Below are 20419 nucleotides of genomic sequence, written 5' to 3'. Positions count from 1 at the left end.
AGGACAACTCGCGGAAGAGTAAGAGGTCCCGCACTCTATCCATCGGCAGGCATGAAGATGGACTATTGGGGCACCGGAGATACGAGCCAGAATGTACTGCCCTCGGGAAACCGGCCGTCCCAGCAGGGCGGGGTCTCGGCCTGCCACGAGACCGACCGCCCCGTGATGCTTGCACAAACGAAGATCCTTCCTTGCTGACTTCCCCGGCGGTACCGGGCGTGCCGCCGCTACCTTGAGACGCGATGATCGGACGAATTCCAATTCAGGACATCCACCCCACGGTCGACTGCGGGCGCCGCCCCGCCAAGGCCGCCGCGGGTGAGACCTTCGAGATCTCCGCGACCGTGTTCCGGGAGGGACACGACGCGGTCGCGGCAGGGGTCGTGTTCACCGGCCCCGACGGCGTGCGCGGCCCCCTGTTGCCGATGGGCGAGCTCGCCCCCGGCACCGACCGGTGGGGCGTGGAGGTGACGCTGCCCACCGAGGGTGAGTGGCGTTTCCGGGTGGAGGCGTGGGGCGACCCCCTCGCCACCTGGTTGCACGACGCGGGCATCAAGATCCCTCGGGGCCTGGACGCCGACCTGATGTGCGAGGAGGGCGCCCGGCTCTTCGACCGCGCGGCGAGAGCGGTGCGTGCCGCCGACTGCGAACCCGTGACCGGTACGGTTGCGACCGGCGGGCCGGTGAGCGGCAGGAAGCCCGCGGCGAGGACGGCGAGGCGCGCCAAGGAGGCGCAGCAGCACGTCTGCGGGCACCGGGCCGCGCTCCAGGCGGTCGCGGCCAGACTGCGCGACACCGAGATCGACCCGCGCGCCCGGTTCACCGTCGCCCAGCTTCCCGAGACCGCGGCGCTGCTGCGCGCCCACCCGCTGCGCGACCTGGTGACGAGGTCGGCTCCGCGCACGGTCCTGGTGCACCGCCGCAGGGCGCTGTTCGGGTCGTGGTACGAGTTCTTCCCGCGCTCCGAGGGCGCGATCATCGAGCAGGGCGTCGCCCCCAAGTCCGGGACCTTCCAGACCGCCGCCAAGCGGCTGCCCGCCGTGGCGAAGATGGGCTTCGACGTCGTCTACCTGCCACCGATCCACCCGATCGGACACAGTTTCCGCAAGGGGCGCAACAACACCCTGACCCCCGAGCCGTACGATCCCGGCTCGCCCTGGGCGATCGGCTCCGAGGAGGGTGGCCACGACGCCATCCACCCCGACCTGGGCACGTTCGAGGACTTCGACGCCTTCGTGGCCAAGACCCGCGAGCTGGGCATGGAGATCGCGATCGACCTCGCCCTGCAGTGCGCGCCCGACCACCCGTGGGTCAAGGAGCACCCGGAGTGGTTCAACATCCGCGCCGACGGCTCGATCGCGTACGCGGAGAACCCGCCGAAGAAATATCAGGACATCTACCCGCTGAACTTCGACAAGGACCCCAAGGGGATCTACGAGGAGATCAGGCGGGTCGTACGGCTCTGGATGGACCACGGGGTGCGGATCTTCCGGGTGGACAACCCGCACACCAAGCCGGTCTCCTTCTGGGAGAAGCTGCTGGCCGACATCCACGCCACCGATCCCGACGTGTTGTTCCTCGCGGAGGCGTTCACCCGCCCCGCGATGATGCGGACGCTGGCCAAGGTCGGCTTCCACCAGTCGTACACGTACTACACGTGGAAGAACTCGCGCCCGGACGTCGAGTCGTACCTGGGCGAGCTCTCCCACGAGACGTCGCACTACATGCGGCCGAACGTGTTCGTTAACACTCCGGACATTCTCCACGAATACCTTCAGCACGGGGGAGTCCCGGCATTTCATATCAGAGCGGTGCTCGCGGCGACGGCGATGCCGACGTGGGGCGTGTACGCCGGATATGAACTTGCGGAGAATGTACCGGTTCGACCGGGTAGCGAAGAATACCTAGATAGTGAGAAATATCAGTACAAACCCCGCAATTGGGTTGAGGCTGAGCGGGAAGGCCGTAGCCTGGCCCCGTTCATCACGCAACTCAATTTGTTCCGAAGAGCACACCCGGCGCTCCAGGAACTGCGTAATCTACGTTTTCACAGCGTCAACCACCCGGATGTGATCTGCTTCTCCAAGCGGTTGCCCGGCGCCTATGACACGGCCACACGACGGCACGGCCTGGGCGACGTTGTCCTCGTCGTCGTGAACCTGGATCCGCACAACACCCACGAGGCGACGGTGTCGCTGGACATGCCCGCCCTCGGTCTCGACTGGCAAGCCGAGTTCGTCGTGGACGACGAACTGTCGGGCGAGTCGTATCGCTGGCGGCAGGACAACTACGTGCGTCTCGATCCCCACATCCACCCAGCGCACGTCTTCACTCTGCGTGCAGCGGCGGCGAGCCAGCGGTGAGCCGGCGGGTGCACGTGTACCGGCAGAACAGCGGGGAGTCCACTGGTGAGTCAGCTACCTGAACCGATTCCGAACACCTTCGACGAGGAGAAACCGCGCGACCCGTACTGGTTCAAGCGCGCCGTCTTCTACGAGGTTCTCATCCGGGGTTTCGCCGATTCCAACGGCGACGGCACCGGAGACATCCGCGGTCTCATCCAGAGACTGGACTACCTCCAGTGGCTCGGTGTCGACTGCCTCTGGCTGCTTCCGCTGTACGAGTCGCCGTTGCGTGACGGCGGCTACGACATCGCCGACTTCATGAAGATCCTTCCTGACTTCGGCGACCTCGGAGACTTCGTGAAACTCGTCGACGAGGCACACAAGCGCGGCATGCGGGTCATCGCCGACCTGGTGATGAACCACACGAGCGACCAGCACCCGTGGTTCCAGGCCTCCCGCCACGACCCCGAGGGGCCGTTCGGCGACTTCTACGTCTGGAACGACCACGACGAGCTCTACAAGGACGCCCGGATCATCTTCGTCGACACCGAGACGTCCAACTGGTCCCACGACCCCGTCCGCGGCCAGTACTACTGGCACCGTTTCTTCTCGCACCAGCCGGACCTCAACTACGAGAACCCGGACGTGCAGGACGCGATGCTGGAGGTGCTGCGCTTCTGGCTGGACCTGGGCATCGACGGCTTCCGGATGGACGCGATCCCGTACCTCTTCGAGCAGGACGGCACCAACTGCGAGAACCTGCCCAGGACCCACGAGTACCTCAAGCGGGTCAGGGCGGAGGTCGACCGGCTCTACCCCGACCGGGTGCTGCTCGCCGAGGCCAACCAGTGGCCCGCCGACGTGGTCGAGTACTTCGGCGACGCCGCCACCGGCGGTGACGAGTGCCACATGGCGTTCCACTTCCCGCTGATGCCGCGCATCTTCATGGCGGTGCGGCGGGAGTCGCGCTACCCCATCTCCGAGATCATGGCCCAGACGCCGAAGATCCCGGAGAACTGCCAGTGGGGCATCTTCCTGCGCAACCACGACGAGCTCACGCTCGAGATGGTGACGGACGACGAGCGCGACTACATGTACTCGGAGTACGCCAAGGACCCCAGGATGCGGGCCAACGTCGGCATCCGGCGGCGGCTCGCCCCGCTGCTGGAGAACGATCGCAACCAGATTGAGCTTTTCACGGCGTTGCTGCTCTCCCTTCCGGGATCTCCCGTGCTGTACTACGGCGATGAGATCGGGATGGGGGACAACATCTGGCTGGGCGACCGCGACGGTGTCCGTACCCCCATGCAGTGGAGCCCCGACCGCAACGCGGGATTCTCCGACTGCGACCCCGGACGCCTGTATCTCCCGGTCATCATGGACCCGATCTACGGCTACCAGGCGCTCAACGTCGAGGCGCAGCAGCGCAGCGCGGGCTCGCTGCTGCACTGGACCAAGCGGATGATCGACATCCGCAAGCGGCACCCGGTCTTCGGCCTCGGCGAGTTCACCGAGCTGAACTCGTCCAACCCGAGCGTTCTCGCCTTCGTGCGCGAGCTCGGCGACGACCGGATGCTGTGCGTCAACAACCTGTCCCGATTCCCGCAGCCGGTGGAGCTCGACCTGCGCCGCTTCGAGGGATCGGTCCCGGTGGAGACGATGGGCGGGGTTCCTTTTCCATCGGTTGGGGAGCTTCCGTATCTTTTGACGCTTCCTGGGCATGGGTTCTACTGGTTCACCCTGCCACCCGCATCCCAGGAGGCGTAAAGCCGTGTTGACGGAGCTCCTTACCGGCTGGATCACCCATCAACGATGGTTCGCCGGTAAGGGGCGCCCGATCGACGATCTCGTCATCGACTCGGACGTGGAACTGGCACCGCGCCTGCGTCACCTGATCATCTCCGTCCACCAGTCAGGGGGCCGGGACCGCTACCAGCTGCTGCTCGGCAGCGAGGCGCCGGAGTGGGCCCGCTTCAAACCGGCCCACATCGGCGACGGCTACTACGACGCCGCCTACGACGCCGACCTCACCACCGCCCTGCTCGACGGCATGGCGGAAGGCCGCGACCTCGGCGCCGTCCGCTTCCGCCACCTCGACGGGGTGGAGATCGACACCTCCAAACGGAGCCTCGTCCTCGGCGCCGAGCAGTCCAACACCTCGCTGGTGTACGGCGGCACCTACATCTGCAAGCTGTTCCGCCGCCTGACCGCCGGGGTGAACCCCGAGTTGGAGATCGTCACCGCCCTCGCCCTGCGCGGCAGCACGCACATCGCCAAGCCGTACGGCTGGATCGAGACGGACCTCGACGGCGAGACCACCACGCTGGCGATGACCCAGGAGTTCCTGTCCAACGCCAACGACGGCTGGGCCCTCGCCCTGGCCAGCGTCCGCGACCTGTACGGCTCCCTCGAACCCTCGGCCTCCGACGCGGGCGGCGACTTCAGCTCCGAGTCCTACCGCCTCGGCGTGACCACCGCCACGGTCCACCGGGAGATGGCCGAGGCGTTCCCGACCGACGTGATCGAGTCGCAGGAGGTCAAGCGGATGGTCGAGGAGTTCCGCCGCCGCCTGAACGTCGCGGTGCAGGAGGTGCCCGCCCTCGGCGCCCAGGCCCACGTCGCGGAGGAGGCCTACCAGCGGGTCTCGGACGTGGCCGGGGAGATGCCCGTCCAGCGGGTCCACGGCGACTACCACCTCGGCCAGGTGATGCGCACCAACAACGACTGGGTCATCCTCGACTTCGAGGGCGAACCCGGCCGGCCCATCGCCGAGCGCCGCGCCCTGTCCTCCCCGCTGCGTGACGTGGCCGGGATGCTCCGCTCCTTCGACTACGCCGCCCGCCACCTGCTCGCCGACCACCCCGACCCCGACGCCCTCCGCCCCCGCGCGGTGGAGTGGGCCGAGCTCAACCGCTCCTCCTTCCTCGCCGGCTACTCCGCCGGAGGCGGCCATCTGCGCGCCGAGGACGCCGTCCTGCTGCGCGCCCTGGAACTCGACAAGGCCGCGTACGAGGTCGTCTACGAGTCCCGCAACCGCCCGACCTGGCTGCACATCCCGATGGCCGCCTTCGAAACCGGCCATTAGACGCCCTCCCGTGGCGCGGGGAGAGCGCCGAACGGCCGCCGGTCGGTGGACCGGCGGCCGCACGAACATCTCAAGAGGTCAGGGGAGCTTACGGACCTCCACCTTCGCCTTGCGGTAGTTGTTGCCGTTGCCGTCGGGCTTGTAGTTGCCCTCCACGTTGCCCGCGATGTCCACGGCGAACCAGTGGACGTCGGAGGTCTTGTCGAGCGTGATCTGCTGGGTGCCCTCGCGCATTCCCGCGCTGAGAAGCTTGGTGGAGTTCAGCGTCGGCCGGCTGCCGTCCAGGGTGTAGTAGATGTTGGCGGGCTCGTCGACCTCGAAGGTGAACGTGGTCGACGTTTCGGCCCGGTCGGTCACCTTCACCTTGGAGGCGGGCTTCTTCTTGTCATCGGCGTACTGGCGGGCCACCTCCAGGATGCCGATCTGCCCGGACGAGAACTCCATCGCCTCCTCGTGGCCCTCGGCGAACGGCGGCTGGAAGCCGACCGCCTCGAAACGCCCGGTCTGCGGGTTGTAGACGTCCGCGCCGACCTCGAAGCTCCAGCCGATGATGCCCCGGTTGTACCAGTGCTCGTCGGCGCTGTTACCGGCCGCGGAGTACAGCACGTCCGGGATCGGACCGGTGCGGCCCGGCCAGATACCGTTGCCGCGCCAGGACTGGACGCTGGAGAGGATGTGGTTGGAGGCACTCCAGAAGAAGTTCTCCGTACCGAAGTCGGGCCGCGGCAGCGTCTCACGCCCCGCGGACTTGTACGAGCCCGGAGCCCACATGAAGTAGCCGCCGTAGGAGTGCGTGTTCATCGCGAACTTGATGTTCGGGTACTGCTCGGTGATCCAGACCTCGTTGCGAGCCTCCGGCTCCGACAGCTCGGCCGGGCCCGCGTAGGTGCCGCTGGTGCAGCTCGTCGAGGCGCCGCTGTAACCGTCGAAGACCGAACCGACCGAGAAGTTGCGGTTCAGGTCCACACCCCAGGCGTTGCGGTTCGCGGGGTCGGCCGCGTTGACCGGGCAGTGGTTGGTCATGGTCTTGCGCTGCATGTTGTAGTCGTACACGCTGTAGTGCCCGCCGTCGGGGTTGACCGTGGGCATGATGAAGATGTCGAGGTTGTCGACCAGCTTCTTGGTCTCCCCGTCCCGGGCGTAGTTGCGCAGCAGCCGCTCGGCGGTCTCCACACAGGTCAGCGGGGTCACCCATTCGCGGGCGTGCTCCTGGCAGTAGAGGAACACGCCGACCTTCGAGCCGTCGCGCTGCTTGCCGATGCGCAGCGCCTTCGTCTGGAACGGCTCGCGCGAGACGGTCGCCGGCGCCTTGAGGTTGTCGGTCAGCTTCGTCGCCACGGCCGCGGCGACAAGACCGGCACCCGCGTTGCCCCGGTAGGTGGCGGCGGTCAGCAGCGCCGACGCCGCGGCGTTGCCGTTGAGCGCGTCCACCACCGCCTTGGCGGTGCTGTTGATCGCGGAGGACTCGTTCGTGCCGAGGTTGACCACGACGTTCTTGCCGCTCACCGACACGCTCAGCGCGGCCGAGGCGGCGTCCGGCTTCACCAGCGCCACGCTGATGTCGTTGCCGCCCTCGTGCCCGTACGCCTTCGAGGTCACGTAGAACGTGCTCGCCGCGACGGTGCCGAACTGGGCCTGCGCCGCCCGGCGGTAGCCGTTCGTCTTGTGCGGCAGATCGATGATCTGCGAGATCTTCGGGAATTCCTGGGCCAGGCCGGAGATCCGGTCGGTGATCTCGGTCGGGTCCATGTAGCGGTCGACGAAGTCCACGACGTAGTGCTTCTTCGGGGGCTTGCGCTTCTCACCCAGCCACTTGGTCACCGGAACCGTGACCGAACCACCCCGGTTGCTGGTGATCGTGGCCTTGGTGGGAACCGCGGTCACGGCCAGCGGCGAGCTGAACCGGTGGTACATGTACTGGCCGGCGTCGGTGAAGCGCGACATCGTCGCGGTGCCGCCCGAGTCGGGGGCGGTGCCCTTGCCGCTGTCCCAGGCGACGGTGAGCACCGTCGCCGCGTCGATGGCGCTCGACTTCACCTCGACGGAGAGGAAGTTCTGGTTGTCGAGGCTGGTGAACCACTCGGCGCGGAGCGGGGTCAGCGTGTCGACCTCCGCCGCCGCCTGGGCCTCGGCCGCGACGGCACTCCGCCGCTGGACCAGGTTCTCGGCGAACTCCGTCTGGTCGGAGATCTTGCCGACGATGTTGAAACCGAGATCGCGGAGGTTCTGGGCCTCCTCCGGGCTCAGTACCGCGTGCATCTCGAACCCGCCGTCGACGGGCTTCTTGTACTCCGCGAGGTCGACGCCCATGGAGTTGAGCCGGTCGATGCCGGCCTCGTCGGGGACGATGACGCGCAGCAGCGCCACACCGTTCTGCTCGGTGCTGGACTGATGGTCGGGGACAACCTCGCTGACCGGCGGGGACGGCTCGGCGAGAACGGGGAACGAACCGAAGCTCAGGGCAATGGGAAGAGTGAGCACGACCGCGATACGGCCGAGTCTCCTGCCATCGAGAGAACTCCTCATGAGAGATGCCTCCAGTTGGCGCACGTCTCCGGGTAGTGGGTCATCCCGGCAGAAAGTACGCAATCGGCAAGAATCTCCACTAGAGGACGTATCTTCGTCAAGACCCCAAAAAGCAGCATTCTGCGCATTCGATAATTTTACGGTAAAATTTATATGATATTTATACATAAAGTACACGTTTTGAGATGCAGTCGCCGTAGCCCCAATCTCAAGTCTTGCCAGATATAATCTAATTTGTCGCTTTTAAGGCTGTTTTGGGTAGTTCTGTCTCCCCTGCCCGGCCGCGACCATCTGGGACGGAGGCTTCCTGCCCCCGACCACGAGGTGGTCCAGCAGCTTGGTCGGCCCTTCCTTGCCGGCCGGCGGCTTCCTGGACGCGGCCGACCGAGGCGATCGGCCACGATATTGGCCGGCGAACCACGCCGCTATACGCGGCTTTTACCTCGCCTGTGGAACGCTCTGGGCAAAGCAGACGGCCAAGATCGAGCGGGGATCAGGTGTCATCAGGCAGTGGAGCATCGGCGCGGTGGCGTCCTGGACGGATGATCGCCTCGGCTGCGGGGGTCGTCGCGATGGCACTGGTGGCGGCGGGGTGCTCCTCCGCCGACACCGCCGACGAGGCGCCTCCCGTCGCACGGCAGTCCGCCACCCCACCGGCGGTGCTCGACACCGCGATCGGGAAGGCACCGCCGGTCGACCCCGCGTGGCCCCGGTGGGGGCTCACCCACACGGGGGTGAGCGCCAACAACGTCACCGAGCAGTTCGAGCGGGTCGTGGCCGGGACTCTCGCCAGAACCCCGATGCTGCAGAACCAGCACATCATGGGATTCGGAGCGCTCAACCCCCAGCCCCGTCCGAAAGAGTTCTACTGGGAGGACCTCGACAGCCGGACGAACCTCATGAGGCTGTCCGGCGGCACGCAGATCATGACGCTCTGCTGCGCCCCCGACTGGATGAAGGGCGGCCCCGAGGGCCCGACCACGGACGTGGGCTGGAGCGAGCACCTGGAGGACGCCCCCTACCCCAAGCACTTCGACGACTTCGCCAAGCTGTCGGCGGCCGTCGCCACCAAGTATCGCGACGTCAAGTACTTCATGGTCTGGAACGAGTTCAAGGGCTTCTGGAAGGACCACTCCAAGCCCGCGGACTTCAAGGGCTACACCGAGCTCTACAACAAGGTCTACGACGCGGTGAAGGCGGCCAGGCCCGACGCCATGGTCGGCGGCCCCTATCTCGGCTTCGACAGCAACAGGACGGGAAAGTCCGAGCTGCGGGGGCCGTGGGGGGTCGTCAACCAGAACGCCCTGGACGCCTTCGAGTACTGGTTCAAGAACAAGAAGGGCGCCGACTTCATCGTGGTCGACGGCGCCTCGCTGACCGACGCCCACGAGATGCTGCCCGACGCGTTCGGCGCGCTGGGCAAGTTCAGCGCGGTCACCACCTGGCTGCGCGAGAGGACCGGCGACATGCCGGTCTGGTGGTCGGAGTGGTACTTCGTTCCCGAGGACAAGACCACCTGGCCCGAGCCGATGCGGCTCGCCGTCCAGGCCGCCTCGATGATCGAGTTCGCGAAGAGCGGTGCCGCCACGGCGCTGTACTGGAATCCACAGACCAAGCAGGGCACCTGCCAGGGGTGCATGTGGGACCCGGGGACCGGCGCCGAACTCCCGACCGGCAAACTCATCGCCGACTTCGCCACCTGGTTCCCCGCCGGAGCCAAGCTTGAGCCCGTCACCTCCTCCGACCCCGGCGTCCGGGTGCTCGCGCAGCCTCGCCGGCTACTGATGGTCAACACCGTCGACGCCGAGATCACCACGACCGTGGACGGCAGGTCGTTCACCCTGCTCCCCCACGAGATCAAGTGGAGCGACCGCTAACCTCCGAACGTCGCCCGGAGCACCGACGGCCGGACACATTCCGTATCGTCAGCGGACCTTGCGGAAGAACGTCCGGACGTCGTCGATCAGCAGGTCGGGGGCCTCCATCGCGGCGAAGTGACCGCCCCGGTCGAACTCCGACCAGTGGATCACGTTGTGCTCGCGTTCGGCGACACGCCGGATCCCGCCGTCGCCGGGGAAGACAGCGACCCCGTGCGCGATCTCCGAACGTTCGACCGGCGTCCCCCACTGTGCCGAGCCCTCCTTGTAGAGCCGGGCGGACGAGGCGGCGGTGCGGGTCAGCCAGTAGATCGTCACGTCGGTGAGCATCTGGTCACGGTCAACCGCCTCCTCGGGCAGGTCGTGCGCGGGGTCGGTCCACTCCTTGAACTTCTCCACGATCCAGGCCAGCTGGGCGGCGGGGGAATCGTGCAGGCCGAAGGCGACGGTCTGCGGCCGGGTGGCCTGAAGGACCGCGTAGCCGGAGCGGTCGTTGTCGGCGTAGAGCATCATGCGGGCCTGCTCGGTCTCGGTAAGGCCCTCCATCTCGGCCGGGTCGAAGGTCGGGAAGCCGAGCGCGCCGTTGACGTGCACGCCGACCACCCGGTCGGGGGCGACGCGGCCGAGCTCGGGGGAGACGACCGAGCCGCTGTCGCCGCCCTGGGCGCCGTAGCGCTCGTATCCGAGGCGGCTCATCAGCTCGGCCCACGCGCGGGCGACCCGGCGCAGGTCCCAGCCGGTCTCACGGGTGGGACCCGAGAAGGCGAAGCCGGGTATGGACGGGGCGACGACGTGGAAGGCGTCGGCGGGGTCACCGCCGTGGGCGCGAGGGTCGGTGAGCGGGCCGATCACCTTCGTGAACTCGACGATCGAACCGGGCCAGCCGTGGGTGAGGACGAGCGGCAGCGCGTCCGGCTCGGGGGACCGCACGTGCAGGAAGTGGATGTTCTGGCCGTCGATCTCGGTGGTGAACTGCGGGTACTCGTTGAGCGCCGCCTCGTGCTTCCGCCAGTCGTACCCGCTGCGCCAGTACTCGGCCAGTTGCCGCACGTACGAGACCGGGATGCCGTACGACCAGCCGACGCCGGGCAGCTCGTCGGGCCAGAGGGTGCGCGCCAGCCGGTCGTGCAGGTCGTCGAGCGCGGACTGCGGGATATCGATGCGGAACGGAGCGATCTCCGTGGTGAACGTCATGGTGATCACGCTAGGGAGGGGTTAGGACAGGATCGGTCCTAGAAGTACGGCAATCTGGGGGCATGTTGGAGACATCGGCCCGGTTGCTCAGACTGCTCTCGCTCCTGCAGACCCACCGGGAGTGGGCGGGTGCGGAACTGGCGGAGCGGCTCGGCGTGACCACCCGGACCGTCCGCCGTGACGTCGGGCGGCTGCGCGAGCTGGGTTATCCCGTGCACGCCACCGCGGGCGCGCCCGGCTACCGTCTCGGCGCGGGCACGGACCTGCCTCCGCTGCTGCTGGACGACGACGAGGCGGTGGCGGTCGCGGTGGGCCTGCGCACGGCGGCCGGGAGCTCGGTGTCGGGGATCGAGGAGACCTCCGTGCGGGCGCTGGCCAAGCTGGAGCAGGTGCTGCCGTCCCGGCTCCGGCATCGGGTACACGCGCTGCGGTCGATGACCGTGCCGATGGGACGGGCGGGTTCGGCGGTGGACCCGGCGTCCCTGAGCGCGATCGCCGCCGCCTGCCGCGACCACGAGACCCTGCGGTTCGACTACCGCACGCACGACGGGCAGGAGAGCGTCCGCGCCGCCGAGCCCTACCGGCTCGTCCATTCGGGACGGCACTGGTATCTGCTGGGCTGGGACACCGGCCGGGCCGGCTGGCGCACCTATCGGATCGACCGCCTGAGCCTGCGGACGCCGAACGGGCCGCGATTCGTGCCTCGCGACCCGCCCGACCCCGACCTGGCGGCCTACATGTCCCGTTCGATCTCCGGAGCGCCCTATCGCTACCAGGGTCGCTTCACGATGCACGCTCCGGCCGAGGTCGTCGCCGAGCACATGCCGGCCACGATGGGGGCGATCGAGCCGATCGACGAGCGGTCCTGCACGGTGTCCAGCGGTGCGAACGACCTCGACGAGCTCGCCGTCTGGGTCGCGCTGATGGACATCGACTTCGAGGTGCACGAGCCGCCCGAGCTCGTCGACCGCATCCGCGCCCTCTCCACCCGCCTCGCCGCCGCCACCCCCACCTGATGGGAATCGGCTCACTGTAAGCAGCCCGTTATCGAAGTCCCCCGGCTCGGCGGGGCCCGCGATCTACCTGGTGCACAGCCACGCAGCCCCCACTGCTTTGGAGATCCTTAACGTGCTGGAAGGCCGTTGGACCACGGTCACGCCTTCCCAATACCAGCACGAGCGCGAGGCCCCGGAACACGTCCGCTCGGTACTACCCGACGCGGATCCGTACCGTGCCTGGTCGAACTTCACCTTCACCGCCAACACCGGGCACGTCCGCGAGGTCGACCTGTTCGTGGCCGCGCCCGCAGGGTTCTTCCTCTAGCCTCCGGACGTCGCCTGGACACATCCTTCAACGGCCTGAAGTGCCTGGCACATCCCAAAACGCGCCGACCGGCGGCTTCCGCTCGCGTGCACCCCTGTGATCAGAAAAGTGCCTCCTTGCCGCCAACTTAATGCCAGGGTTAAGCCATGGATGGAGCTGGCTAGCAGGGAGTACGAATGAGCACGGTCAACTGGGACGAGGTGAAGCAGCGGGCGCGGGAGCGGCGTCAGGCTGCGGGACTGCCCGTGCAATCGGATGACGAGAAGTCCGCCGCGATGGAGCAGCTCGCCGCTGAGGTCAGGGCGCACAAGCTCGCGGAGATCAGACGTGAGCAGGATCTGACCCAGCGGGATGTGGCCACCACCATGGGGGTCTCCGGCCCAAGGGTCTCAGCCATCGAACACGGGGAGGTCGACCGTGTCGAGGTGGCGACCTTGCGCTCCTACGTCGAGGCTCTCGGCGGACGGCTGCGTGTCGTGGCCGACTTCGGCGACGTCGAATACACCGTGGCATAGCCCATACGGCAGCAGAAGCCCTCGGCCAGGCGACCGAGGGCTTCTCTCGCTTCCTGAGGCGGAGTCAGAAGTCGAACTCGCCCTTCTTGGCGCCGTCCACGAAGGCGTCCCACACGCTCGCACTCACCACGAACGGCGCCCGCTCAGGAGCCTCGGTATCCCGCAGCCCCACCCGACCACCCGACAACGGAGCCACCTCCAGGCAGTTCCCCTGGTTAGATCCGCTCTTGGTGGCCTTACGCCAGGCTGCAGTCCTCAACTCATCGCTCAGATCCACAGTTTCTCTGCCTTTCTGATCAACTCGATGGATGCGCGCTCAGGCTGCGCCTCCGCGCGCAGGGCGTCGTATCTGGCGTGGATAGCTTCCACATCCTCTGGACGACTCGACACATATCCATTGGTTGCGGACTCGATATACACCATATCCGGGCTCCCTGGAAGCTGTGCGATCATGAAGCCGCCGAGAATTCCCGTCGTTACTCCCAGTTCCATGGGAACGATCTGGATGCCGATTCGGGAGGACTCTATCGCCTGCGCGAGACGTTCGAGTTGTTGACGCATGATCTCCTTGCCGCCGATGGGGCGGTACAGAACGCCTTCGTCAATCACCGCCCGAAATAGAGGCGGGGTCGCACGGTCAAAGACCATCTGGCGTTCCACCCGAGCAGCGACAGCCTTTTCTGCCTGCCCGTCGGTTATGCCGGGCTCGCCGCGGATAACCGCCCGCGCGTACCCCTCTATCTGGAGAAGGCCGGGTATGACGAGCGGCTCCCAGGTGTGCAGCGTGTGCGCCTCCTGTTCGATGTCCAGCCACCCACGGAACCACCGAGGGCTCGCCGAGCGGGTGATGTGCTCCCAGAGCCGAACGAGCTCCCCGCCCGCGCCCACGGCCTTGTCGTAGTGCTCCATGAAGCTCCGGCCTGCCCTGCGCTGCCCTCGCTCGGTGAAGCCGATCAGGCTCGCACTGAAAGGGATGACCTCCGCCAGGCGCTCTATGGAGATGCCTGTTCTCTTTCGGTGTTTGCGAAGTTCGGCCCCCAAAAGGACCAGCGGCTTTACCGAAGGGTCGGCTTCCTGGAAAGCGGACATTTCAGCTCCGTCCTGTGGGGGCGCTACTCCGGCAACACAAAAAAACACAGTCCACTACAAAGTGTCCTGGTGGTGTGCGGGGAGTTTCGATACCTAACGTAGCCGGTCGAGGGCACCCTGTGAAGAGAACGAAAGGCGCGAGAAAATCATCGGATAAGCCTGCTTACCACATGCACCAAAAGACCCCGGTAAACCTGTCGCCAAAATAGGTGGCTATGTCCGGAAAAGAAGGTCAGAAATGACGCCGAGGTGCCGGAACATGCGACATCGACAGGTAGTTCATGCATCCGCCGGATACAGACCTGTCACCACTCGGCAAGTCCTGATCGGACAGCCGGAAGTCATCTGACGCAGGCACAACCCGCCGGACAGCGCCGAGCCCGCCCCGGAAAAGCCCCCACCCCAGAAACGAAAGCGGGACCCGCCACGGCATCGCAGGCCGGGACGAGCCCCTCGACCGGACATCGGAGGTCCGATCTGATGCATCACCCTAAAGGAAACCCCAGGCCCATCAGGGTGCGTTGGCACGCGGACCGGCCGCCGATGCCGCTCGGTTGCCGGTGGTGCGGTCATCCCCCGTACGCGCACGAGGCCGACAGCCTCCCGCACCGCGCCCGCCACCACTGGGAGCAGCCCACCCCCGCGCAGGTCCACGCCCGGATGACCGTCCGCCGCCGCCTCGGCCTCTCGGGCCACCCGCCGGTCGCGACGCCCATCCGTTCGATCCCCGCCCCCACACCCCCCGCCGTTTCCCCGGTGCGGCTCCCGGAGGTCTCCCCCGGCCGGCACCGGCGCCCTGAGCCGTCCGGGGTCACGGTCGCCGCCGTGCCGTACCGGCGAGGACGACCGCCGGGTCCCCGCACCCCCTCCGGCAAGCACACCCCGCACCGGCAGGGAGCGACGACATGAACGAACGCGTCTCCCAGCCCCGGCAGAGCGGGAGACACCGGCGCGGGGCCGCCATCGCGCGGGTCGACTTCCGAGCCTGGGACCTGGCCGAGCGCGCCGCCGCCGAGCAGCTCGACCAGATCGAGCCCGCCTGGACCGTCTGGTACGGCACCGGCACCCGGCACTTCCACGCCGTCGCCGTCTGGCCCGCCGCCGAACCCCTGATCGTGCGAGCCCGCACCGCCGACGAACTACGCGCCCTGATGCGCGAGGCCGAAGACATCACACCGCCGTCCCGAGGAGAGGCCATGCCCGAGACCCCTGACGCACCGCACCCCACGGACGGCCCGCGCACCGTCTGCTGGGACCTGCCGCACGATCTGCCGATCGTCGGCAAGGCTCGCGCCATGGTGAGCGAGACCCTCGCGGCCTGGGCGCTGCACCACCTCGTCGACGACGTCGCCCTGGTGGCCGGCGAGCTGCTCGCCAACGCGATCGTCCACGGCGAGCCCGTGGTCAGGCTCTCCCTGCGGGCCGACGCCGACGAGTTCCAGGTCCAGGTCACCGACCGAGGTCCCGGGCAGCCACGTCATCTCACCCTGGATCCCGAGTCGCTGCACGGCCGCGGGCTGGCCATCGTCAGGGCCCTCGCCCACGATCACGGCGTCAATCCTCTTCCCGACCGCCCCGGTAAAACCGTCTGGGCCCGCTGGCGTCTCTCCGTCGGCGACCGCTGAGACCTCAGCCCCGAGCCCGAACGACCTCCGCCCGCCCGCTCACTCGCTCGCGACCAGATGATCTTCTTCCGGTCCATCGGGACGACAGGGCCGCGTACCTCGCTCCCTCACGGAAAATAATCCTATATATCCAGATATGTCCCAATAGCGAGTATTAGTCAACAGATGCACTGACCAGCGGTTGATTAAAGGGGAAACACGTAGTTCGAGAGTGACTGTCTGTTCTTGGTCGCAGCCGTGATGCTACGGTGTCTGCCTGTTCACGCTCTGCTGTTGAAACGGCACCGCATGGCCGTCCCGCCTTACAGGGAACAGCAGGTTCGACGCGGCCCTGTCATGCCCTGCCGCCACCCCCGAGGACGCCGATGTCAGTAGATGCACCCCACCGGGCGCGGAGAAGGTTTTCACCGAGGGAACTGGTGGTCCTCGCCGCTCTCGGCACCATGGTCATTACGGCCTGCGCGTGGTTGTGGGCGATATACGCCGCCCCCTATGAAGCCAGAGGGCTGATGGCACTCGTCGGCGGGGTCTCGGCCCTGCTGCTGTCCGGCGCCGTCGCCGCCGCCGTCCACTACGCCGGCACCGGTAACCGGCTGCGTGAGCAGGCCGAGTGGGCCGGCGCGCGGTTCACCTGGCTGGAGCGGGAAACGCTGCGGATGGCCGAGGAGTCACTGCCCTCGCTGGGGCGTCAGGTGCGCGAAGGCGCCTCGGTCGCCGACGCGCTCTCCCAGATGCCTCAGCCTCCGGAAGGCCCGCTGCGGCACCTGCTCGGCTCGGCCGGGCACGAGCTCGAACTACTCGAACGCGAGCGCGCCGTCGCCCAGGTGTCCCGTGAGACAACCGAGGACGAGATCTCCCGGCTGATCGACGACACGCTGCCGGAACTGGTCCGGCGGATCCAGACGAACCGGATGTCGGTGAGCGCCGCGCTGGCCGAGATACCCCAGCCGGAGCACGAGCCGCTGCGCGACCTGTTGCGCGAGACGGCGCGGCAGCTCTCCGAGAGCGAGCGCAGGGGCACCGCCGTGATGGCGGCGTGCGCCGGGGCCGCGGCCCGGGTGCAGGCGCAGGCCACCAGCCTGCTCGCCCGGCTGCGCGAGCTGGAGGAGCAGTACGGCGATGACGAGGAGGTGTTCGCCGATCTGCTGGACCTGGACCACCGCATCTCCCAGGTGAGCCGGCTGGCGGACAACGTCGCGCTGCTGAGCGGTGGCCGTTCCGGACGGCGATGGACCCGGCCGATCGTCATGGAGAGCGTCCTGCGCGGCGCGATGGGCCGCATCGGCGGCTACCGGCGCATCCGGCTGCACTCCACCAGCACCGCCGCCGTCGCGGGATACGCGGCCGAGGGCGTGATGCACGCGCTGGCCGAGTTGATGGACAACGCCGCCACGTTCTCGGCGCACGGCACCGAGGTCCACGTGTACGTGGACGAGGAGGACGCCGGCGTGGTGATCACGATCGAGGACAGTGGCCTGGGGATGCGCCCGCGCGAGCGGCAGCACGCCACCAGGATCGTGTCCGAGCCGCTCGACATGCGGACGCTGTCCGGCACCCGGCTGGGCCTGGCGGTCGTGGGACGCCTGGTCGACAAGTACGGCCTGACGGTCAGCTTCCGGTCGTCCGCCCGCGGCGGCATGGGGGTCGTGATGCTGATCCCGCGCCTGCTGATCACACAGCCCCTGTCGATCACCGTGTCGCCCGACGCCGAGACTTTGGTCCGCCGCCCCGTGCGGGCCGCCGTACAAGCCGGCGTGCGGGCCACCGCGCAGGCCACCGTGCAGGCGACCGTACCCGCGCAGGAGGGGCCGGCCGACGAGTCCGAAGACCTGCTGCCCAGGCGGCGCCGGGGGCAGACGCTGGCCGAGGCGACCAGGGCTCGGCAGGCGTCGCCGGCCAAGCCCGTGCGCGAGGGGCGTGACTCGGCCGCGAGGTTCGCCGCGTTCCGCCAGGCCGGCGGTCGTGGACCCACGTCCCCTCCGGACCCTTCCCCGGACCCGGGCGACTCTTGACACGTGTCCGCCGACCACCGGACATCTTTGGATTCACAGATGAGGAGGCAGGGGCCGTCCCTCCCGGGCCCGCGCCGCAGGGGCACCCCGTCGTTTCTATGAGCACAACCGACGCTTCGAACACCACCGATCGTGACTTCGACTGGCTACTGGAGAACCTCAAGAAGAAGACCCCGGGGATCAGGCATGTGCTGGTGCTGACCAGGGACGGTCTGAAGATGAGCTTCACCGCCGGCCTCGGCCGGGACGGTGCCGACCAGCTCTCCGCCCTGGCCGCCGGGATCCAGAGTCTCTCGCTGAGCGCCTCCGCCGAGTTCGGGGACGGCATCGGAGCGGGGCAGGCGATGGTGGAGTTCGCCGGCGGACTGCTGCTCATCGTGCCGGCCGGGGACGGCGCCCACCTGGCCGTGGTGGCCGACGAGGACGGCGAGGTGGGGCTCATCGCGCACAACATGAACGAGCTGGTGGAGCAGATCGGGGTCTACCTCACCGCGGCACCGCGGCAAACGAAGAACGGCGACGACCACGGATGACACGGCGAGCCATCGACCGAGAAGACCCCGACCGGCTTTATACGGTCACCGGGGGGCGTACCAGCGCCGATGAGAAGACCTTCGACTCCGTCTCCCTCATCGTCGCCGAGTGCGCCCCCACCCCCGGTATGCAGTCCGAGCACATCAAGATCCTGCGGATGGCCCAGCGGCCGACGGCGGTGGTGGAGATCTCGGCGGAACTGCGACTGCCGGTCAGCGTGGTGAAGATCCTGCTGCGCGACCTGCTGGACACCGGTCGCATCACCGTCCGTCATCCGTCGATCGCCGCACAGGCCGGACGACCGGATCCCGAAATCCTGAGGCAGGTGCTCGTTGCACTCCACAACCTCTGACCAGATGGCGGCCGCCGCGCGAACGCCACTGCGCACGACCGCCGCGGACGCCCTGAAAATCGTGGTCGTCGGCGGGTTCGGCGCGGGGAAGACGACCTTGGTCGGCTCGGTGAGCGAGATCCGCCCGCTGAGCACCGAGGAGGTCATGACCCAGGCGAGCGTGGGCATCGACGACGCCAGCCAGGTACGCAACAAGTCGACCACCACGGTGGCCTTCGACTTCGGCCGGATCACGCTGAACGAGAGCAAGGTGCTCTACCTGTTCGGCGCGCCCGGTCAGCAGCGGTTCTGGTTCGTGTGGGACCAGTTGTTCGCCGGCAGTCTGGGCGCGGTCGTCCTGGTGGACGCCCGCCGCCTGGAGGATTCCTGGTACTCCATCGACCGGCTGGAGCACCACCGGACCCCGTTCGTCGTCGCGGTCAACCGCTTCAGCGACGGGCCCTCCCTGGATGCGGTGCGCGAGGCGCTGGCGCTGTCGCCCGAGGTCCCGCTCATCGACTGCGACGCGAGAGAGCGGTCCTCGTCCAAGCACGTGCTGATCACGCTCATCGAGCACCTCACCCGCATCTACGAACAGTCGCCCGTCCGAGAGAGCATGCCGTGACGAACTCCCCTCCCCTGCCCGACTCCACAGACCCGTCCGCCACCTCGCCCGGATCGCAGAATCCCGAGCGGAGGCGGGAGTTGCTGGAGGGATACCCCGACCACGCCGATGCCGTACCCCTGTACGGGGCACTGATCGGCGACGACCCGACCGCGCTGTTCCAGGAGATGCGCCGCCGGCACGGCCCCGTCGTCCCCGTTCTCCTCGACGGCATCCCCGTCTGGTACGTGATCGGTTATCGCGAGCTGCACCATGTCGCCAGCCAGCCGCAGTTGTTCGGCCGCGACTCCCGGCGCTGGAACATGAATGATCACCTCCCCCCGGACTGGCCGTCGCTCCCGCAGGTGAACTGGCAGCCGTCCGTGATGTACTCCGAGGGGGCCGAGCACCAGCGGCGGATCGGCGCCGTCAGTGACGCGATGGACGCCGTCGACCGCACCGAGCTGGCCCTGATCTGCGAGCGGATCGCCGACCTCGCGATCGACGAGTTCGCCGGGGACGGCCACACCGACCTGATCTCCCGGTACGCCTACCGGATTCCGGCTCAGGTCATCACCCGGCTGTTCGGGCTGGCGGAAACCGACCTGCCGGAACTGGTCGAGGACGTCAACTACGTGTTGAGCGGAGGCGAGGAGGCCCCCTCGGCGATTGCCCGAATCCTGGACAAGATAGGCCGGCTCATCGCCGACAAGCGCACCCTGCCGGGCCACGACATCACCTCGCGCGTACTGGCACACCCCTCGCGGCTCACCGACGAGGAGATCGTCATGGATCTGATCGTGGTGATGATCGCCTCCCACGACAGCACAGCCAACTGGATCGGCAGCGCCCTGCGGCTGATGCTGGTGGACGACCACTTCTCGATGAGCCTGCAGGGCGGCCGCAGCAGCGTCGGCGAGGCGCTGAACGAGGTGCTGTGGAAGGACCCGCCCACGCCGAACCTGCCCTCACGCTGGGCCGTGCAGGACTGCGAGCTGGCCGGGCGGCGCATCCGCCGGGGCGACATGCTGGTGCTCGGCGTCACCGCGGCCAACGCCGATCCGCAGGTGCGACCGGCCTCCCATGGCGGCTCCGGCGCCAACCGGGCGCACATGTCCTTCGGCCACGGCGAGTACGGTTGTCCCTTCCCCGCGCCCGAACTCGCCGAGATCATCGCCAAGACGACCGTGGAGGTCCTTCTCGACCGGTTGCCCGATGTCTATCTCACCGTGAAACCGGACGAGCTGCGATGGCGCCCTTCGCTGTGGGTTCGCAGCCTGGAGGCCCTGCCCGTACGGTTCAGCCCGATCGTGCCGACCGGCCGCCCGTGGAGCACCTGAAGCGCCCCGGAGGTTGATA

General features: G+C 67.8%; 18 protein-coding genes. 14 read left to right on the top strand and 4 right to left on the bottom strand.

Annotation, left to right across the window (positions count from 1 at the left end):
• Positions 1-242 precede the first annotated feature (242 nt).
• From ACFY3V_RS26835 to ACFY3V_RS26825, 3 genes are read left to right on the top strand one after another with little or no spacing between them, the layout of a single operon-like run.
• A complete protein-coding gene (locus ACFY3V_RS26835; RefSeq protein ID WP_350947567.1) occupies positions 243-2363 on the top strand; it encodes an alpha-1,4-glucan--maltose-1-phosphate maltosyltransferase in 2121 nt (706 codons plus the stop codon).
• Positions 2364-2408: 45 nt separating this feature from the next.
• Entirely contained in the window at positions 2409-4112 is a 1704-nt protein-coding gene (treS, locus tag ACFY3V_RS26830; RefSeq protein ID WP_350947566.1) for a maltose alpha-D-glucosyltransferase, read from the top strand.
• A 4-nt stretch (positions 4113-4116) separates the two neighbouring features.
• A complete protein-coding gene (locus tag ACFY3V_RS26825; RefSeq protein WP_389777274.1) occupies positions 4117-5430 on the top strand; it encodes a phosphotransferase in 1314 nt (437 codons plus the stop codon).
• A gap of 78 nt (positions 5431-5508) precedes the next feature.
• Here ACFY3V_RS26825 and ACFY3V_RS26820 read toward each other — a convergent pair whose 3' ends face one another.
• The gene (locus ACFY3V_RS26820) at positions 5509-7956 is read right to left on the bottom strand and encodes a M14 family zinc carboxypeptidase (RefSeq protein WP_350947564.1); all 2448 of its coding nucleotides are present in this window, start codon (positions 7954-7956) and stop codon (positions 5509-5511) included.
• A gap of 542 nt (positions 7957-8498) precedes the next feature.
• Between ACFY3V_RS26820 and ACFY3V_RS26815 the strand changes: the two genes are divergently transcribed.
• Positions 8499-9833: a xylan 1,4-beta-xylosidase gene (locus ACFY3V_RS26815; RefSeq protein ID WP_362899336.1), complete on the top strand. Its 1335-nt coding sequence runs from the start codon at positions 8499-8501 to the stop codon at positions 9831-9833.
• A 48-nt stretch (positions 9834-9881) separates the two neighbouring features.
• Here ACFY3V_RS26815 and ACFY3V_RS26810 read toward each other — a convergent pair whose 3' ends face one another.
• Positions 9882-11027 (bottom strand): epoxide hydrolase family protein, encoded by a 1146-nt coding sequence (locus tag ACFY3V_RS26810; protein WP_389777269.1) that lies wholly within the window; start codon positions 11025-11027, stop codon positions 9882-9884.
• Positions 11028-11089: 62 nt separating this feature from the next.
• Here ACFY3V_RS26810 and ACFY3V_RS26805 point away from each other — a divergent pair, with 62 nt between their 5' ends.
• The 3 genes from ACFY3V_RS26805 to ACFY3V_RS26795 all read left to right on the top strand — a co-directional run bounded on the left by ACFY3V_RS26805 (position 11090) and on the right by ACFY3V_RS26795 (position 12865).
• A complete protein-coding gene (locus ACFY3V_RS26805) occupies positions 11090-12043 on the top strand; it encodes a WYL domain-containing protein (protein WP_362899332.1) in 954 nt (317 codons plus the stop codon).
• Between the two features lie 112 nt (positions 12044-12155).
• A complete protein-coding gene (locus tag ACFY3V_RS26800) occupies positions 12156-12350 on the top strand; it encodes a hypothetical protein (RefSeq protein ID WP_362899330.1) in 195 nt (64 codons plus the stop codon).
• A 176-nt stretch (positions 12351-12526) separates the two neighbouring features.
• Positions 12527-12865: an XRE family transcriptional regulator gene (locus tag ACFY3V_RS26795; RefSeq protein WP_362899328.1), complete on the top strand. Its 339-nt coding sequence runs from the start codon at positions 12527-12529 to the stop codon at positions 12863-12865.
• A gap of 64 nt (positions 12866-12929) precedes the next feature.
• On the opposite strand, the gene ACFY3V_RS26790 is transcribed toward ACFY3V_RS26795, so the two are convergent.
• Complete coding sequence (locus ACFY3V_RS26790) at positions 12930-13142, bottom strand: DUF397 domain-containing protein (protein ID WP_389777264.1); 213 nt, start codon at positions 13140-13142, stop codon at positions 12930-12932.
• A complete protein-coding gene (locus ACFY3V_RS26785) occupies positions 13133-13954 on the bottom strand; it encodes a helix-turn-helix domain-containing protein (RefSeq protein WP_389777261.1) in 822 nt (273 codons plus the stop codon). The genes ACFY3V_RS26790 and ACFY3V_RS26785 overlap by 10 nt, the downstream gene beginning before the upstream one ends.
• A gap of 480 nt (positions 13955-14434) precedes the next feature.
• Here ACFY3V_RS26785 and ACFY3V_RS26780 point away from each other — a divergent pair, with 480 nt between their 5' ends.
• The 7 genes from ACFY3V_RS26780 (at position 14435) to ACFY3V_RS26750 (ending at position 20400) form a co-directional block, all read left to right on the top strand.
• On the top strand, positions 14435-14863 hold the full coding sequence (locus tag ACFY3V_RS26780) for a hypothetical protein (protein WP_389777258.1): 429 nt from the start codon (positions 14435-14437) through the stop codon (positions 14861-14863).
• Positions 14860-15579 (top strand): ATP-binding protein, encoded by a 720-nt coding sequence (locus ACFY3V_RS26775; RefSeq protein WP_389777255.1) that lies wholly within the window; start codon positions 14860-14862, stop codon positions 15577-15579. The genes ACFY3V_RS26780 and ACFY3V_RS26775 overlap by 4 nt, the downstream gene beginning before the upstream one ends.
• 419 nt (positions 15580-15998) lie before the next feature.
• Positions 15999-17591: an ATP-binding protein gene (locus ACFY3V_RS26770; protein WP_362899320.1), complete on the top strand. Its 1593-nt coding sequence runs from the start codon at positions 15999-16001 to the stop codon at positions 17589-17591.
• Between the two features lie 98 nt (positions 17592-17689).
• Positions 17690-18124 carry a roadblock/LC7 domain-containing protein gene (locus ACFY3V_RS26765; protein ID WP_350947539.1) on the top strand — a complete coding sequence of 145 codons (435 nt, stop codon included), beginning with the start codon at positions 17690-17692 and terminating at the stop codon, positions 18122-18124.
• Positions 18121-18477 (top strand): DUF742 domain-containing protein, encoded by a 357-nt coding sequence (locus ACFY3V_RS26760; RefSeq protein ID WP_350947538.1) that lies wholly within the window; start codon positions 18121-18123, stop codon positions 18475-18477. The genes ACFY3V_RS26765 and ACFY3V_RS26760 overlap by 4 nt, the downstream gene beginning before the upstream one ends.
• Positions 18478-18481: 4 nt before the next feature.
• Complete coding sequence (locus ACFY3V_RS26755) at positions 18482-19081, top strand: ATP/GTP-binding protein (RefSeq protein WP_362899661.1); 600 nt, start codon at positions 18482-18484, stop codon at positions 19079-19081.
• On the top strand, positions 19078-20400 hold the full coding sequence (locus ACFY3V_RS26750) for a cytochrome P450 (RefSeq protein WP_362899315.1): 1323 nt from the start codon (positions 19078-19080) through the stop codon (positions 20398-20400). Before ACFY3V_RS26755 ends, ACFY3V_RS26750 begins: the two co-directional genes overlap by 4 nt.
• The last annotated feature ends 19 nt before the right edge of the window (positions 20401-20419 follow it).

Source organism: Streptosporangium sp. NPDC000095 (assembly GCF_042899335.1).
In the GTDB taxonomy this organism is placed as follows: domain Bacteria; phylum Actinomycetota; class Actinomycetes; order Streptosporangiales; family Streptosporangiaceae; genus Streptosporangium.
The sequence above is the reverse complement of the archived record's forward strand: the minus strand, read 5'-3'. Positions and strand labels throughout refer to the sequence as shown.